Genomic DNA, 17,131 nt, shown 5'->3' on the forward strand with positions numbered 1-17,131 from the left:
TTCGCTTGAGAGAGGAATTTTAGTAATAGGAACCTATCAAAAAGCGAAACCCAAAAGCCAGGTAACTTCGGTTGTCTGGCTTTCTTTTTTTACCACACATACGTTCCAACTGCACCGGCCGCTAACGTAACACCAGCCTGCTTTCCGCCAGCCTCGATCAGAAATGTCTGTGACGCTGCGCTGTCATTGAGCACGATCAACACAAGCCGGCCTTCCGGGTTTTTAAAGGCTACATTAGGTAGCGATTTTGGCAGGTCGGAAGCCACACGAACTGAACCCGGCCGCACGAATTTCGAGGCTACCGCTACGTTGTAATACGCCGGATTACGGGTCACTGTATTTCCGTTAATTGTTCAGGGCGCCCAGACATTCTGTACAACCGCCGGGTGTATGAGGCTTCTGCTGCGGATCGGCGGCCAGATTCCATTGCAAAACGGTCCGGCTCCAGTTGCGGGTAGCGCCGATGATCAGTTCCCGCACATGCCAGACCAGATCACCTTTGAGGTTGCCGGGTGCCCCAATCCATTGCTCCGTGAAATACAGATTTTTGTCGGGAAACGCATTGTGTACCTCCGTCAGCGCACTGATAGGACCAGCATACAGGTGAAAAGCCGATCCGTCCACGTACTTTCGGGCATCGGGGTCTTTCAGTACTGTAATCGGGTAATCTGGTCGATCGGCGTTATGATCGTACAGGATAATTTTCGTTTTTATGCCCGCCGATTTGAAAGCAAGTCCGAGGTTTTGTTTAATAAAAAGCGCCTGTTCGGCGGGAAGCATCAGCAGGCTCGGGTTGTTGCCCGGATGCAAAGGTTCGTTCTGAATCGTAACGGCATCAATCCGAACCCCTTCTTTAGCCATCGCCTGAATGTACTTCACGAAGTACTTAGCATAGGCATTGTAATACGTTAACTTCAGACTTCCCCCTTTCGAGTTTTCATTGGTTTTCATCCAGGCTGGAGGAGACCAGGGCGACCCCAGAATTTTGATGTTGGGATTGATAGCCAGAATCTGTTTAAGCACCGGAATCAGGTGTTCGCGATCAGGATCCAGGCTGAATTTTGCCAGAGTGGGGTCTGTCTCACCCTCAGGCAGGTCATCGTACGAAAACACCTGCTCGTCGAGGTCCGATGCACCGATACTCAGGCGCAGGTAACTAACCCCGATATTTTTCCCGGTTGTCGAAAATAATTCGGTCAGCAATGCTTTGCGCGCAGCGGCCTCCATCCGATGGAGCAGCATGGCACTGCCCCCTGTCAGCGTATAGCCAAATCCATCGATGGGTTGAAACGTTTGTGAGGCATCGACATGAATAGCTGTGCCTGCTTTCGCCTTGCCCGCAAACGATAAGGACGGTTGCTTTTCAAATAGAATACGTCGGCCAGGGTCAGTTAACCAGAATTCGATCAGATCGGTATTTGCCTGTTTTGATTTGGGCTGAGCATGCGTGTACCCCAATAAACCTATCAAGAGGGATAGGGTACTAATTAGGAATAAGTGTTTAAGACCAGGCATAGGTTTTGTCAGGATTTAGTAAGCCAAAAATAGTCAGCTATGGCCAACTGACTACGCAATTGTTCCACACCTGACTATTTTCTGACGCTGCCCGACGAATTTCTTTACAATTTATTGCTGCGGACCTGCCAGTGTTGGACTCACCATCACCTCAAGTTTACGTTTCCGCTTCCGGCGATTGAGCACCACATTCCGCAATTCATAGTCGATTCCCTGCACTTTTGCTGTTTCGCGGAAGTCGTGCAGCATGTTATAAATATCATGGTCGATAAACGGCGCTTTGCTCCCATCGACAATCACTTTATCACCCGTATTGAGCGATCCCAGGGCTTCTTTCAGTTGAGGTTTACTCAAAAAATACAGGTCTTTCTCGAACTCAATCATCACCTCCTTACCGTTACGTTCCAGCCGAAACGTTGACTGGAAATTGGTATAGAGCACGTAAATAATACCCACAACGGAACCCAGTGCTATCCCAATCAGCAGATCGGTAAAAACAATGCTGACAACCGTAACGATAAACGGGACAAACTGACTCCAGCCATCGTGGTATATTTTTTTAAAAACGGCCGGTTTGGCCAATTTATACCCAACCAGAATCAGCAGAGCAGCCAGACATGATAACGGAATCAGGTTGAGCAGCGCCCCACCCAAAAAAACAGCCAGGAGCAGATAAAGCCCATGAACGACGGTCGAGATTCGGGTTTTAGCTCCACTGTACACATTGGCCGATGTACGAACCACAACCGACGTAACGGGCAAGCCGCCAATCAGGCCAGACACCATGTTGCCGACGCCCTGAGCCACCAGTTCCTGATTGGTTGACGACACCCGCTTTTGTGAATCAAGTCGGTCTGAGGCTTCGAGATTCAATAAGGTCTCCAGACTAGCCACTAACGCAATGGTTGCCGCAACGCCATAAACCTTGGGATTGCCCAGCACACTAAAATCAGGAAAATCGAAAATCGAAAACAGACTTTTACCCGGCGCTATGGTTGGAATTTGTACCATGTGCTGGTGGGCCGTATCCCCAAGATACCAGTCGGGAATAGCGACCCGAAAGAATTCGTTTAGAGCCACCCCAATGATTACGACTACCAGTGCCGACGGAAAGTTTTTGAAAAAAGCCCGACTGCTCTTACCCGCCACCCGCTCCCAGGTTATCAGAAAGATCAACGAAATTAAACTGATCACCACAGCACCAGGGCTGGCCGTTTCGATGGCCCGATAAATTTCCGAGATGGTATTTTCACTGTCGGCCAATTGTTGAAATTCAAATTCGCCCTCGTAATCGTTATCACGGCCTAAGGCATGAGGAATCTGTTTCAGAATAATGACAATCCCGATGGCAACGAGCATTCCTTTGATCACACTATCCGGGAAAAAGCTGCTAAACCGGCCAGCCTTAATCAGCCCCAGTACTAGCTGCATGACACCGGCCAGCACAACTGCTACCAGAAATGCTTCGTAAGACCCTATTTTTGTGATAGCATCTGCCACGATGACGGTTAGCCCGGCGGCTGGTCCGCTGACACTAACTTCGGAGCCTGATAATATACCGACGATCATGCCACCAATCATACCGGCTACTAAACCGGAAAATAAAGGGGCCCCTGACGCCAGGGCAATTCCCAGGCAAAGTGGAAGGGCAACCAGAAAGACCGACAGACCTGCGGGCAAATCCTGTCGCAAATAGCCTGCTTTATAATTGGCAAGGGTTCGAAGTGGGCTAACTCGTTGCATAAAAAGGTTATCTTGGCTTTAGTACGTTGCAGTAACGTTCAAATTTCAGTTCTCGTTACGATAAATTAAAAAGCTATTAAAATATAATTAATACCCATTGCTACCTTTCCTTTCTACTGCCGACCGTCAGTTCATTCGCGATCACCTGAGCGATGATGTTCGATCATTGCTGCTACGGTCCAATCCGGCTGGCCTGGATCTTAAGAAGCTCGCGGCCCAGATTGGGGCTCGGCAGAAATCCCGCGAAAAACTACCAACCTGGTACGCCAGCGACAACCTCATATTCCCCCTGCTTTATCGGTTGAACAAGCCTCGTCGGAGCGGACAGCTCACTATAAAGCATCTTTAGTGAGTGGGAACGTACTTTTTGACCTGACGGGCGGGATGGGTATTGATACGTGGGCGTTTGCTCAGCGCGTAACGCACGTAACCTATGCAGAGCGCAATCCGGAACTGGCCGAGCTGGCCGAGTACAATCTGGCTCAGTTGGGGGTCACGAACGTAACGGTACGTTTGGGCGATGGACTCGCGCTTATTGGCAATTTAGATACGCAACCGCTACCAATCGACTGGCTGTATATTGATCCGCACCGGCGGGATGAACAGGGCGGTAAAGTTGTGCGGCTGGAAGACTGCGAACCAGATCTGTCGAATTCACACACAATTTCGGGCTTATTGAGGAAAGCAAACCGAATTTTAGTGAAAACATCTCCGTTACTTGATGTCGATGCGACCGTCCGACTGTTAAACGGGGCCGTTGAAGCTGTCCACGTAGTTGCCGTTCTGGGAGAGGTGAAAGAGATATTATTTGTACTTGGAAAACAAGTTGTTACGCAGGATACAATTCAAATGAATGCCATCAACCTACTACCCGATCGAACCGTCAGTCTGGCTTTCAGATGGGCAGAAGAACGTACTGCAGATGTAACGCTAAGTGAGCCACAACGGTACGTCTACGAGCCCAACGCGGCTGTGTTGAAAGCCGGGGCATTTCGCTTAATTGCCGACCGATTTAGTTTGGCGAAACTAGCTCCTAACAGTCATTTGTATACCAGCCATACCCTACGCTCTGACTTTCCTGGTCGTATCTTTAGCCTGCAGGCCGTAATCAAACCCGATGCAAAGGCTATCAGAACAGTCGTACCAACTCTAAAAGCTAACCTTACAGTACGTAACTTTCCGCAGTCGGTGGCGGAACTGCGAAAAAAATTAAGCCTGCGCGAAGGGGGCGATGTTTATATTCTGGCCACGACACTGCTGAATGGCGATAAACGACTACTGATCACACAGAAAGTTGATATATTGAACTGAGGCAAAATTCCTTCGAAAAATTCACTATAAATCAGTTATTTAGCCAGTAAAATCCCGTACAACCATGAAAACCGTAGCGAAATTTGTGTTAGCTTTTTTTCTTTTTGTTTCCACCCTCTCTTCATATGCCCAAACCGTTTATGCAGGTGAAAACACGATTGATAAAACAAAATTATCGGGCCTCTATTTAACCATTCAGGGCGATGGCAAGCAGATTGAAAAAGATTGGGAAAGTCAGTTACAGAAATACGGGCGGGTTTCCTCTTCGCGGGGCACGTATCGCGTCACCAATGCCAGTATTCCGGCAATTTCACCAGAACCGATCAATTTGGTCAGTACCGTAAAATCATCACGTACCTCCGCCACTATTTTTACCTCTTACGATCTGGGCAACAATAATTTTGTTACGACGGGCAGTACCGGTTACTCGGCTGCGGAAAGTTTACTGAAAGAATTTTCGAATTCGTCGCTGTATAATCAGGAAGTACGGTTGGCGCAGACCAGTTTCGATGATGCCCAGAAAAACCACCAAAAACTGGTTCGGAAAGGCGAACAGCTTCAGCGGTCAATCGAGCAGAATGCCAAAGAAAAGGAACGGCTCCTCAAGCGCATTGACGACAATGCCAAAGAATTGGAACAGCTTCAGAAAGATATTGAAACCAATAAAACGGATCAGGCCAATGCCCTTACAGAACTGGACAGCCGTAAAAGCAATGTTGAAGCAGTAAAGGCCAAGAAGAGTAACTAAGCATATTTGTCGGTCGGCATAGCCTGCTCAAAAACGTACAATCATCCCCTGTAATGAATTAACTGCTGTTGTTAATTCATTACAGGGGATGATTGTATATCAGCCTATCTGAATAATTTACAACCCATATCCGAGAAGACCCTGATCCATAAAATCATTTATTCACCTATCATATTATTAATCCACGTTCTTTTATCAATTTCATATATAGTTTTTTTAATTACTCGACGTCATGAAAACCATAGCTTTAGTTATACAGGGGGTATTCCTGTGTGTGTTTGCAGCTATTAATAGCCTCTATGCACAGGTTGGGATTGGTCCGACCCCTGGCACAATAGACGGATCAGCATCGCTGGATGTCAAATCAGGGCCATACACATCGGGCAATGCCTACAGAGGTTTGTTAGTGCCCTCGATAACTAGCACGCAACGAGATCAGATCCAGAGTCCGGCGGTAGGCTTACTTATTTTTAATAGTACAACCAAACAGATAGAAGTTAATACAGGAACGGTAGCCTCCCCAACCTGGACCCCAGGTGGCGCCGTAATGACAACGGGCAGCAATACAGCCTGGAGCCTGACTGGTAATTCGGGAACTATCAGTGGCACCAATTTTCTGGGTACCCGAGATAACGTACCGCTAAATTTTAGAGTAAATAACCAGAATGCTGGCCGAATTGATCAGATTTCGTACAACACAGCTTTGGGCCATCTGGCATTAAACAGTGCAAATACAGGCCAAGGAAATACGGCCATAGGCTTTCAGGCATTATCCAGCAATACGAGTAGCAATTATAACACCGCTTCAGGTTTCCAAACCCTGTTTAAGAATACGACAGGTAACTATAATACCGCAACCGGAACAGTAGCCTTACAGGCCAATACAAGCGGAAATTACAATACAGCTTCAGGATATAAAGCGCTTTACAGCAACCTTGATGGCTCAGGCAACACGGCCATCGGCAGCGTTACGCTTCAGGATAATACCAATGGTCATGACAATACTGCATTGGGGCAGGTAGCCTTACAAGCCAATACAAGCGGAAATTATAATACGGCGACTGGAGCAGGCGCTCTGCAACACAACACCTCTGGCTACGCTAACACAGGCTTGGGACACAATGCCGTAGCCGCTAATACAGTTGGCTATGCCAACGTAGGAATTGGAGAGGATGCTTTAGTTTCTAACCTTGATGGACATGACAATGTAGCAGTCGGAAACTCGTCTTTACTTTCGAATACAAACGGGCAAAGTAATATGGCTACGGGCACTCTTGCCATGAACGCGAATACAACCGGTCAGGGTAATACTGCCGCAGGAACCATTGCATTACGTTATAATAAAACAGGCAGCAGCAATTCGGCATTGGGCTATAACGCTGGACCAACTTCAGCAAATCCCAATCTAAACAACACAACCGCCATTGGAGCGAATGCCGTGGTAAGTGCCAGTAATCAGATTGTGCTGGGTGACAACAGTATTACGTCTCTCCGTTGTAATGTACAAACCATCTCCTCCCTCTCCGACAAACGCATCAAGGAGGATATTCAGGCGAACGTTCCGGGCTTAAATTTTATCACCAAACTAATTCCGGTCACGTACCATATCAACAAAGTGAAGGAAGCAAAACTGGTAGGGTATTCGTTAGTGAATGTCAAAGAGGATAGTATACTTCATAGTGGGTTCATCGCCCAGGACGTTGAAGCGGCCGCTAAAGCAGTAGGCTACGATTTTGAAGGCGTTCGTAAACAGGAAGGTGCCGACTATTATACGTTAGGATACACCCTGTTTGTTATTCCCTTAGTGCAATCGGTTAAAGACCTGCACACTGAAATTGAAGACCTTAAAGCCCGGTTAAAAGAAAGTAATGAAGCGTATAGTCAGTTATCAGCCCAGGTAAAACAGCTACAGGGCTTAATGGGCATGGCCAACTCGGCCCCCCCCCGGGTAAGTAAGAGAATGTAAGGTAGCCACACCGTACCGCCTGCCCGCATTTACCTGCTCATTTCCCGGTTCAGTAGGATCATTAAAGCCTGTGTGATGCTGCTGTTTGTTAATGAATAGTATCGCTCTTTACCCTGGCGACTGCACTCTAAAAGTCCATGGTCTCTCATTTTGGTCAGACAATGTGACAACAACGATATATCAACCTGTAATTGCTGTTGCAATGTCGATACATTCACAGAGGACCTTTCAGTCAGCGCTAATATAATTCGGATACGTATTGGATGAGCCATCAATTTCAGTACCTCAGCAGCCTGATCAACCTTCGTGTCACTCATCTTCGTTCAGGGAGTCAAATTTATGCAATATAAGTAAGCACATGCGTTTAAACAAGACTCTGGCCTGCCTGGCTTAAACAAGCAACCTGCCAATGGGTTTATGTAGCTAAACGTTATAGACTATGGCAACCAATCGACTTATTGTTGTTACTGGCTTTGGTTCTCACAACCCTTCCGGCTGGACGCGGGCTTACTTAAATGTTAGTCAGGAAGAAGCCGTGAAGCGATACAAAGAACACTTTCAGGACAAGGATCACCCCAGAGTCGATATCATTGAATTTGATGATGAACTCGCGCTATCGGTAGGTCCAACCAATCAGGTAATCGTTACTGGATAGATCAAGTCGACCTAAAATCAGTTGTGACGTAGCCGGAAATAAATGGTGAATAATACCTGTTGCACTTCTACTTCCTGGCAAACGCCCTCAACGTATCGATAGCGGTTTTTACGCCCATCGGGCAAAGTCATTTCATAGACATGCGAGGCTACAGGCCGCAGTGGGCAAAACTGGCCATGGCGTTCAGAAAACAGTTCTCGAATCCCCAACGGCTCCTGCAGATAAAGGCTCGCTGTGCTATAGGTGACGCGTCGGTTGTTCAACTCCGAATGAGCGCCGTTGACCAGAATCCGATAGGCCATTCCATCCCAGCGGACCAGTGCATCGTGGCGGGTTTTGCCGTTAAGCTGGTCATGGAACCGCGCTTCGGTTAGCAGCTTATCCTGATAGGTACTTGTAAATCGGGTAATCATCCGACGCTCACCCAGCAACTGCAACCGTACATCAGCATCCACACGGTACTGCAGGCCAGTCGCGGTAGGCAAGGCTGTTACCTGCATCACCCCTACTGTATGATTATTAACAATCACATCATACAAAAGTGTAGGATGGAATGAGGGCTGAGTCAACAGCATTTGAATCAGGCCAATTCCAAGCCATTTCCCGAGTAACATATGCCAAAGAGGATTTGAAATTTGTCTATATCCATTACATGGATAAGACAATCTGAACGTAAGATACCCCTATATACTAATAAAAAAGGGGATTATGCAGTTTTCGGTAAAAAGTAAAAATGGTCACACAAATTACTCACACCATATGCCCTTTCCTTCAAAAGCGTTCATTCTGCATTCGTTTAAGTAATTATTCATATTTTTAACAACAATCGGTTAGGGAACAAAAATAGGCTTCATTAGTATACAATTGAAAAACAGGCTTTTACACCATGAAAAAAGTCGTTAAAAAGTAGCACCTGTTTCAACCGATATGAAAAGGCAAGCATCAACTGCTCTGATCCTGGGTCTACTGCTAATTCCAATGGCATTTCGTGCTACCTTTCCTACTCTATACCAACGAATTTGGATCAGCTATCCTTATGCAGGCGCACTATTGATTTTACTAGTAGACATTATCTGGATGTGGTTTGTCCTGTTCGTCATTATACTCGCAGCACGGGTAGTTCGCTGGATCAGGAACAGAAATTAGAATTTTTTTCCTAGAAATAAACTTTTTTTTCAGTAACGTCTATTTATAAACTCTACACCATTCACGAATCTTTGTTAATTACATTAATCAAAATATGTATACTTATAAATATATTTAGTGAATATACAGAATAAATAGATACGGTTATTTATTAAAGTAAAAATATATAAATAGGTATAATTATTAATTTTAGTATAGTTTGATACGTTAGTTGAATAAGAGTAAGCTCCTCAAAACGAACTAATTAAAAAAATTTAGAATTAGTAGAGAAAGTCCCTCCCTACTCTCTATGCAACTTTCTCTCCAAAGCCAGATTTTGGCAGAAAACGATTATGTTCAACAGTTTGCAGCTGAACAAGGTCCTTCCCCGCTCGTAGCCAGTTATAAGCGAATCAGCAGGTTGGCCAAACAATTAAAACGCAATAGTCCAAACAATCCAGGCTATTGTTTAGCTCACACCATTTTATTGAATAGTGCAGAAACGGATCTTGAACAGCTCAGACGGTATTATGATCAGGCCGGATGGGATAAACAGTCGAGAACGAAGTACATTTTGTCGTTCGAACGGCTGCAATATCAGATTAACCTGGCTGTTTCTAAGCTAGTATAATCCCGAAGCACGTGATGGCCTCGGCTACCTACGTATAGCAGATCTGCTATACGTAGGTAGCCGAGGCCACAGTTCAGTAAACGGAAAAAACGTAACGGGGCTAATTTATGGCCGGTTATTTACGCTTTAGGCTTTCTTCAACCAAACGCACCAGTTGAGCCTGTTTCTCCTTCATCGACTGTATTTCCAGCTGGTCCTGCTGCCGTTGTTGCTTAACCGCGTTTAGTTCATGCTGCAACTGAATGCTATATAAGGTAAGTTCTTCAATTTTTTCCAGCAGCTTAGCATCCATTTTGGCTACGTCCAGGCCTTGGCGAACAACTTCTTCGGCTGATGGTACACCTGGTAGGTGTTTATTAGCCTCAATGTATTGTTCAACAGTTTTCAGACTGTTGAGGTGGTACGTCTTTTCAAATACCTTGTCTGACCAGTCATCGGTACTTTTGACTGCCACTTTTACTTTTTCGGTCAATACGCCATCGGCTACGTAGAGACGATAACCCGAAGGGGTTCTATTGACCCCAGGTCCAATGACTACCCCACCAGTATTAGTATTCTGAAGGTTTTCTCCATTAGTTTGCCACGAGTTTTCTGTATTGGCTGCAGATCGGGCCGAGCCATTTATACTCCCCAATACCACATCTCCGCTGGCATTCACCGTTAAAAATTTGGTTTGGCTTAACAGGGTCGCATTCGTGCCCAGACTAGTCAGTCGCAATCCAGAAACACCCGACGTTCCGGATACTACTTCCAATTTGGCATTAGGGGCAGTTGTACCAATTCCAACATTAGCATTATTTCCTAGAACAACACTGTTACTTTTAGAGACCTGAGCCTGGGATCCTATGGCTGTGGCATTGGTTATGGTTGGAGTAGTTTGCGCTACTGTGGCACCATTACCAATGAAGACGTTATTCATACCGTTATTATAAAGTCCTGCGTATCTACCAACCGCCGTATTTGAGGTACCATCGGTGTTATTTAATAGAGCACCATCCCCCATAGCTGTATTACCTGATCCAATAGTAATAGCTTGTCCAGTACTGTTACCAAATAAGAGATTATAAGAGCCTGTTGAATTACTAGTTCCCGCTAATTGCCCTAAAAACATGTTACCTATTCCTGTAGTGTTGGATTGACCAGCTTGGGACCCAATAAAGACGTTAGCAATTCCAGTCGTATTATTATAACCGCTTTGAAAACCCAAGAAAGTATTACCCGTTCCTGTTGTGTTTGCTCGCCCGGCTTGATATCCGACAAAAACGTTATTTACCCCGGCAGTAATAGCTGATCCGGCCCCATTGCCCGCAGCTACATTTTTGTTAATAAACAAGATATTGTTTTGGGCCTGAACACTATTTAATATTATAGGTAGGAAAGCTATTATAGTTACATATGAACGTATGAAAATCATATAAGGTATAATTGTTTATATATTACCGATTGTATTCAAATATAAACAATAAATTCTTATTACACCAAAAAACAATCGTCATTATTTTAATATTTTTATATTTACTATTATTATTATACGCTTAACTAACTATTTATACTTATTTCCGTAAACCAATTTTTAGGAAATATTGATGAATTAGCAGTTGCACTATCCTGTAAAGCACAATTTTTCTAGCTTTCTGAACCTAGCGCTGAACAGTATAAATGCCGGCTGGCAACTGAATAATAAATTCAGTACCAGAGCCTTCCTGACTCTCTACCAACAACACACCACCATGTCCCCTCGTAATGATTTCGTAAGAGAGTGAAAGGCCAAGGCCCGTTCCTTCACCTATAGGCTTGGTTGTGAAGAAGGGTTGAAATATTTTTTGCTGTATGCTTTGAGGCATGCCTGTGCCATTATCGCTCACTCGTATCTGAATCCCTGCATGTGTCTTACGGGTATCAACCGCAACTGTTGGCTGATACGTATCCCCCGCTCTCTTCTGACGTTCGTGCACAGCATAGAAAGCATTATTGAACAGATTTAACAGTACCCTGCCCATTTCCTGTGACATAAGATTGACCTTACCAATTTGCGGATCGAAGTGTGTGATTAATGAACAACTGAACTCTCTATCAATAGCCCGTTGCCCATGAAAGGCCAGACGAAGATATTCGTCAGTTAACGAGTTGAGGTCTGTCGCCTGAACCTCGCCAGTTGACGTACGGGAGTGATTCAGCATACCTTTTACGATACTACTGGCCCGCTGCCCGTGATGATTTATCTTTTGCAGATTGTTGGTTAAATCATCGATCAATTCCAGCACGTATGCCTGTCCTGATTCAGGAAGTAGTTGTAGGGGTCCTTCGCTCAACTCACTGAGTATATCAGTACTTACCTCTGAAAAGTTATTGACAAAGTTCAGTGGGTTCTGAATCTCGTGAGCAATACCGGCCGTTAATTCGCCTAAACCAGCCATCTTCTCTTTCTGGATTAGCTGGGTCTGAGCAACTTTAAGCTCTATACGGGTCTGTTCAAGTTGTGCACGTTGATTCTGAATTTCCTGCTTCTGTTGCTCTAGTAAAACGTTCATCTGCATTTCGCGACGTTTATTCACGTAATACTGAGCCAGCAGTCCAGTAATCAGGATTAGCACAACCAGCCATGTGTACAATAACTGACGTTGGTAATGATCTCCGTTATTCAGCTGCTCACTCTTGGCCTTCATCCCTACGTCTGTGGGTAACTTACTAATCTTTGCCTGGTCAGTATTTCTCTGTGTAAGGACCATCCCCTGGTTTGTTAATGCCCGAAAACTTGCCAGATCGCCTTGAATAAACTTAGGCATGGCCTTCAGTAAGAGGGCATTTGCTTCGCCATATGGGTAGTTTAATGCCTGGGCTAATAGTAATGATTGAGTAGCTACTGAATCAATTTGGGCAACCTTATCAGCTGTCCAGCTATTGTTGCCTTCTGCAATTGCCAGGTCGACGAGTCGATTTACCCGAAACGTATCTGCCTGAGGGTGTTGAGCCAGCAGTGATCGTAAACTGTCAACCTTAGAGGTTTGGGCACAAGACGAACGTATCGTTAGGCTGGCAATCAAAAAAACAACAATATATCGATGCATAGGCAACAGGTATCAACTAAAAACAAGAACTAATCTTCTCAAACGTGGTATTAACGCTTCTGAACAAGGGGGAGTGGATTTAAGTAAAAACATAGAAACGGTTTATCTGGATCTGGCATCAGCCCAACTATTCTGTTGCCTGTGAATAGGTTATAACCCTGAAAAGCCGGATGTAAATCCAGCCTTTCAGGGTTCAACATGTCCCGACTATAGCTACTGTTCATCAAGCATTAGCGAATTGATGGTCAACGCTTCCATTAGCTTTCCAAAGCGATTTCTGGACAAGGGCGGTTGTGGCTACGTTTCCGCTATCGAATTGTGAATCTTGCTGTGCCATGATGCCGGGTTTGTTGTTCGATTAAGGGTTGAGGATAGAAAAGTCAGTAACGACAAGGCAGTTTAGTCGATTCGGGTATGGATAGGCTTGTGGTATTCAGCTTAGTTCACAGCCACTAACCGGCTTGGTGTGCTGGGCTGTTTTGTTGATATCGTTACAGCATGAACGGTTGTTTCAACACCGTTGGTAATTTCCACCTGATAATCGCCGTCTGGTAACTCATTCATATCCAGCCGTATGCGCGAGGTTTTTTCTTTCTTACAAAGTCGCTGCGAGAAAAGCACTTTGCCCGACGTATGTTTAAAGCGAACGTCGACAATGCCCGTTGCTTCTTTATCGAGCGCAATGTTGAGTTTACCTTCACTCGTGGTGTAAATACCCGTCTTATAGGATGCGGCAGCCGCCGGACGACCAATTGGATTCGATTCAGCCAGAGAGGCCGATACAGGTATCAGACTTATCGAAAAAACGAGGAGCAGAGATTTGATGAGGGTTTTCATGGTGCAAAGAGGTTTTGGTTTTGTAGTCCGTTCAGGACATAACAAAGGTCATCCTCTTTGCCAGCTTTCCCTGTCAAAATTGAGTCGAAGAATAGTACTTTTGAGAAGCAGAAGCGATAGATATCTGTGCAATTATTTCCGGCTGACGCCCGCCTGAAAATGACCAGCATAAATTGTTCATTTTCAGGCAAATAATACGTACCTATTGAGACTCTAGCCCTAGTACGTCAATAATGCTTTATGGGCTCGTGAGGTAAGTTAACTGATCAGAACAGATCGATACCGCTCCATATCCTTGATTACCTCGCCAGTTCCCTTTACAACCGCCTTGAGCGGGTCATCAGCAATATGGATGGGCAACTTGGTTTTAATGGCCAGGCGTTTGTCAAGTCCGTGCAGCAAAGCCCCTCCCCCTGTCAGGTGAATACCGTTGGTGTAAATATCAGCCGATAACTCTGGTGGCGACATTTCGAGAGCTTTCATGGTGGCCTCTTCGATTTTTGAAATTGACTTATCGATTGAATAAGCGATTTCGCTATACGTCACCTTAATTTCTTTGGGAATCCCTGTCATCAGGTCACGGCCGCGGATTTCATAATCCGGTGGTGGGTTATCTAACTCCGACAGCGCCGAGCCCACTGCCATTTTAACCTGTTCTGCCGACCGTTCGCCAATCAGCAGGTTATGCTCCCGGCGCATATAATCGACAATGTCACGGGTAAACACATCTCCAGCGATACGTATCGACTGTTCGCAGACAATCCCCGACAGAGCGATTACCGCAATTTCAGTTGTGCCTCCACCAATGTCGACAATCATCGTGCCGTTGGGCTGAGTAATGTCGATGCCGATGCCAATTGCAGCTGCAAGTGGTTCGTGCATCATATATACTTCTTTGGCCCCAGCGTGTTCGCAGGAATCTTTAACGGCCCGCTTTTCAACTTCGGTAATACCGGAAGGAATGCTAACAACCATCCGATGAGAAGGTGAGAAAAGCCGGTTGGTTGGATTGATCATCTTTACCAGTCCACGAATCATCAATTCAGCCGCAGTAAAATCGGCAATAACGCCATCCTTCAGCGGCCGGATTGTCTTGCTGTTCTCATTGGTTTTTTCATGCATCTGCATGGCCTTATGACCAATGGCCAAAACCTTGCCGCTGATTTTGTCCATTGCAATAATGGAAGGCTCATCAACGACAATTTGATCTTTATGGATAATCAGCGTGTTTGCTGTGCCCAGATCAATGGCAATATCACTGGTAAAAAAATTAAAGAAATTCATTTTTTGTCCAATAGGGGCGTTCCGGTTCTAAGGATATTGTTGCCACAAGTAATGGGCTGCGGCAATGAGTCAACGTACTGTTGTACAAAAACGATAATAACGTAAGGTCATTATCTATTTCATTGAACTCAAGTCCCGAATAATTGCCTGTTCGTCGTAGAGCGTCAATTCGCCTTTTCGAAAAAATGAATAAAAAGCCCGGCCGCATGTTCGGGCCTGTTCCTTGTCGCCACTGGCCATGGCTGCTTGGTAAGCCTGAGTAATCAACAGTTCCTGCTTTTGTTGCTGCTGCTTACGAAAATGCTGAAAAAGAAACCAGAGAACACCTGCCACCAACGTTACCACTACAATTATTTCCATGTTCTCGAAAGGTAAAGCGATTAAAAGAGTTAGGGTCAAACTAATTCAGGGCGTCACCAGAGATGAGGCTTACCCGTAATGAGTCAATTATAAATGATCGAAGGGGTTTATCCGTAACGGAACGAAAGTCAGTTAAGCTAGCGCTGGTTGAATTTATTGCGTGTCTGGATTAGGCCAATACCTGATAAACATGAAGGATTACGGAAAGGTCTCCTTCATGCCATTTACTCATGTTGTTAACGGGAAATTGCGAATTAAAGTGCGAATTAGGAAAGGAAACTACCGAAGAGAGAAATTTCTGAATAAAGGTTGCCATAATTGGCAACAAATTAATTATTTCTCCAACTCATAATCATTTTTCTGTCGGGCATGTTCATTACGTAACAGCTTTGCTGCAGGCTTGCTTATTGGCAGGAAGTTTGGCTAACTGACAGTACGTTACGTTCATCTATCTGACTTTAGCAGCCAGAAAACCAAATTTTATCAATTTTCTAAATCTCGCCTTATGGATCAAATCGTGTGTAATAAACGAGTTCTCTAAAAATCGGCTCATTGTTGAAGCCGATTTTTTTCTTCTGTCAGTGTATCTGCTCTATTTTCGTTCTGGGTCCAAACGTATTAACGGATAAATACCCGGATTTGGAGATGGACTCGCCTATCGATCCATTTCAGTTAACCGTTCTTTTAGCTGCCTTAACTTAGCCCGGCTCGTAGCAGCGCTCATCCCGCTCTGCAAATGCCGAATCTGAAGCGCTATGAAGGCGGGGAGGTCACTAATCAGTTCACTAGCGCTCAGCCTGAAGGGAGGGTTTGGCAACTGTACATTCTCGAAATACCTGATCAACTCAATATCGTCATTGCTCATTAGGTAAAGTTATGGTTTTTTTAAGATACCTTACCTGGCCAAACAGGCGCTTACAGCGCAAAATCAATAGCTACGGATTGCTTCACCGAACCGATTTACGGGTTTAAACCAATAAAACGCCCTATTTCGTCAACCAAACATTTCACTTATGGCAGCCAACATGTTAGTCATTATTACCGGGTATGGGTCCATCAAGCCCAAGCCCTGGAAGAAAGCGTATTTAAATATGTCTGTAGAAAACGCCAATGAACGATTTCTTAAAGAGCATCCCGAAGCCCGCGATATTACGGTAGTGAAAGTTAGCTTTGATGATGAATTCGTTATCAGCAGCAACGGAGAAATTTCATCCAGCTTCGTCTGAAGATGCTGAGGAAGGATCGTAAAAAGGCTGGTTTTGTAATTATAAAAACGTAAAAACCAAACTTAGATTTGTAGCGATCCGACGTACCGGTACGTGTTTATGAGTACGCCTGTGCCCGTCACCTTTGTGTTGACCAGAGCGAGTTTGCACGGGTCCACACTGTCCGAAAAAAAGCGTTTGCCCCGCCCCAGCAAGACCGGGTAGACCAGCAGTACAACCTCGTCGGCCAACCCCTGGCCGAGCAACACAGGCGTCAGCGTTGAACTCCCCCAGACGATCAGGTCAGGGCCGTCCGTTGACTTGACAGCACGAATACCCTCTATAATGTCTGCGCCTAAGTCCTCGAACGGTCCCCATTCAAGGCTCTCCGGCCTGTGGGTCGCAACGTATTTCGTGGCCGCATTCAAACCGTTCGCAATTGGGGTATCCCTGGCCTTCGGCCAGTATTCGGACCATAAATCGTAGGTACGGCGGCCAAGCAACAGATCGAACTCACTGCCCTGTGCCTCAACGACTGCCTCTAAGCCATCCTGCGTCCGATAAGGTGACGTCCAGTTGCCATATTTGAAGTTTACGTCATTTTCATGCTGAATCACGCCGTCCAGTGAGATATGTTCCAGAATTCTGAGCTTTCTCATCTCGTTTGTTTTTGTTTACTGTTT

At 45.3% G+C, this 17,131-nt stretch carries 16 protein-coding genes and 1 pseudogene; 6 read left to right on the plus strand and 11 right to left on the minus strand.

Going from position 1 to position 17,131, the window contains the following annotated elements:
* Nucleotides 1–89 precede the first annotated feature (89 nt).
* Nucleotides 90–1,515 (minus strand): annotated as a pseudogene (locus tag LN737_RS19850) (glycoside hydrolase family 30 protein).
* Between the two features lie 111 nt (nucleotides 1,516–1,626).
* On the minus strand, nucleotides 1,627–3,258 hold the full coding sequence (locus tag LN737_RS19855) for a SulP family inorganic anion transporter (RefSeq protein WP_405511565.1): 1,632 nt from the start codon (nucleotides 3,256–3,258) through the stop codon (nucleotides 1,627–1,629).
* Between the two features lie 97 nt (nucleotides 3,259–3,355).
* On the opposite strand from LN737_RS19855, the gene LN737_RS19860 reads away from it, so the two are divergent.
* From LN737_RS19860 to LN737_RS19875, 4 genes are all read left to right on the plus strand, one after another.
* Nucleotides 3,356–3,607: a hypothetical protein gene (locus LN737_RS19860; protein ID WP_405511566.1), complete on the plus strand. Its 252-nt coding sequence runs from the start codon at nucleotides 3,356–3,358 to the stop codon at nucleotides 3,605–3,607.
* Nucleotides 3,607–4,569 (plus strand): THUMP-like domain-containing protein, encoded by a 963-nt coding sequence (locus tag LN737_RS19865; RefSeq protein WP_405511567.1) that lies wholly within the window; start codon nucleotides 3,607–3,609, stop codon nucleotides 4,567–4,569. The genes LN737_RS19860 and LN737_RS19865 overlap by 1 nt, the downstream gene beginning before the upstream one ends.
* Nucleotides 4,570–4,633: 64 nt before the next feature.
* The gene (locus LN737_RS19870) at nucleotides 4,634–5,317 is read left to right on the plus strand and encodes a hypothetical protein (protein ID WP_405511568.1); all 684 of its coding nucleotides are present in this window, start codon (nucleotides 4,634–4,636) and stop codon (nucleotides 5,315–5,317) included.
* Between the two features lie 232 nt (nucleotides 5,318–5,549).
* On the plus strand, nucleotides 5,550–7,283 hold the full coding sequence (locus LN737_RS19875; RefSeq protein ID WP_405511569.1) for a tail fiber domain-containing protein: 1,734 nt from the start codon (nucleotides 5,550–5,552) through the stop codon (nucleotides 7,281–7,283).
* Nucleotides 7,284–7,312: 29 nt separating this feature from the next.
* On the opposite strand, the gene LN737_RS19880 is transcribed toward LN737_RS19875, so the two are convergent.
* Entirely contained in the window at nucleotides 7,313–7,600 is a 288-nt protein-coding gene (locus LN737_RS19880) for an ArsR/SmtB family transcription factor (RefSeq protein ID WP_405511570.1), read from the minus strand.
* A 122-nt stretch (nucleotides 7,601–7,722) separates the two neighbouring features.
* Between LN737_RS19880 and LN737_RS19885 the strand changes: the two genes are divergently transcribed.
* Entirely contained in the window at nucleotides 7,723–7,938 is a 216-nt protein-coding gene (locus LN737_RS19885) for a hypothetical protein (protein WP_405511571.1), read from the plus strand.
* A gap of 17 nt (nucleotides 7,939–7,955) precedes the next feature.
* Here LN737_RS19885 and LN737_RS19890 read toward each other — a convergent pair whose 3' ends face one another.
* The 7 genes from LN737_RS19890 to LN737_RS19920 form a co-directional block, all read right to left on the minus strand.
* On the minus strand, nucleotides 7,956–8,552 hold the full coding sequence (locus LN737_RS19890; protein WP_405511572.1) for a DUF6134 family protein: 597 nt from the start codon (nucleotides 8,550–8,552) through the stop codon (nucleotides 7,956–7,958).
* Nucleotides 8,553–9,809: 1,257 nt separating this feature from the next.
* The gene (locus tag LN737_RS19895; protein WP_405511573.1) at nucleotides 9,810–11,108 is read right to left on the minus strand and encodes a TMF family protein; all 1,299 of its coding nucleotides are present in this window, start codon (nucleotides 11,106–11,108) and stop codon (nucleotides 9,810–9,812) included.
* A gap of 226 nt (nucleotides 11,109–11,334) precedes the next feature.
* Nucleotides 11,335–12,762 carry a sensor histidine kinase gene (locus LN737_RS19900; RefSeq protein ID WP_405511574.1) on the minus strand — a complete coding sequence of 476 codons (1,428 nt, stop codon included), beginning with the start codon at nucleotides 12,760–12,762 and terminating at the stop codon, nucleotides 11,335–11,337.
* A gap of 438 nt (nucleotides 12,763–13,200) precedes the next feature.
* The gene (locus tag LN737_RS19905; protein ID WP_405511575.1) at nucleotides 13,201–13,599 is read right to left on the minus strand and encodes a hypothetical protein; all 399 of its coding nucleotides are present in this window, start codon (nucleotides 13,597–13,599) and stop codon (nucleotides 13,201–13,203) included.
* A 258-nt stretch (nucleotides 13,600–13,857) separates the two neighbouring features.
* On the minus strand, nucleotides 13,858–14,883 hold the full coding sequence (locus LN737_RS19910; RefSeq protein ID WP_405511576.1) for a rod shape-determining protein: 1,026 nt from the start codon (nucleotides 14,881–14,883) through the stop codon (nucleotides 13,858–13,860).
* 114 nt (nucleotides 14,884–14,997) lie between these two features.
* On the minus strand, nucleotides 14,998–15,243 hold the full coding sequence (locus LN737_RS19915; protein WP_405511577.1) for a hypothetical protein: 246 nt from the start codon (nucleotides 15,241–15,243) through the stop codon (nucleotides 14,998–15,000).
* Between the two features lie 655 nt (nucleotides 15,244–15,898).
* Nucleotides 15,899–16,108, minus strand: a complete 210-nt coding sequence (locus LN737_RS19920; RefSeq protein ID WP_405511578.1) for a DUF6965 family protein — start codon at nucleotides 16,106–16,108, stop codon at nucleotides 15,899–15,901.
* 148 nt (nucleotides 16,109–16,256) lie between these two features.
* Between LN737_RS19920 and LN737_RS19925 the strand changes: the two genes are divergently transcribed.
* The gene (locus LN737_RS19925; RefSeq protein ID WP_405511579.1) at nucleotides 16,257–16,469 is read left to right on the plus strand and encodes a hypothetical protein; all 213 of its coding nucleotides are present in this window, start codon (nucleotides 16,257–16,259) and stop codon (nucleotides 16,467–16,469) included.
* Between the two features lie 62 nt (nucleotides 16,470–16,531).
* Here the strand turns inward: LN737_RS19925 and LN737_RS19930 are convergent, their stop codons facing one another.
* Entirely contained in the window at nucleotides 16,532–17,107 is a 576-nt protein-coding gene (locus LN737_RS19930; RefSeq protein WP_405511580.1) for a dihydrofolate reductase family protein, read from the minus strand.
* Nucleotides 17,108–17,131: the final 24 nt, after the last annotated feature.

Origin of the sequence: Spirosoma sp. KNUC1025 (genome assembly GCF_045160025.1) — a bacterium.
Taxonomy (GTDB): domain Bacteria; phylum Bacteroidota; class Bacteroidia; order Cytophagales; family Spirosomataceae; genus Spirosoma.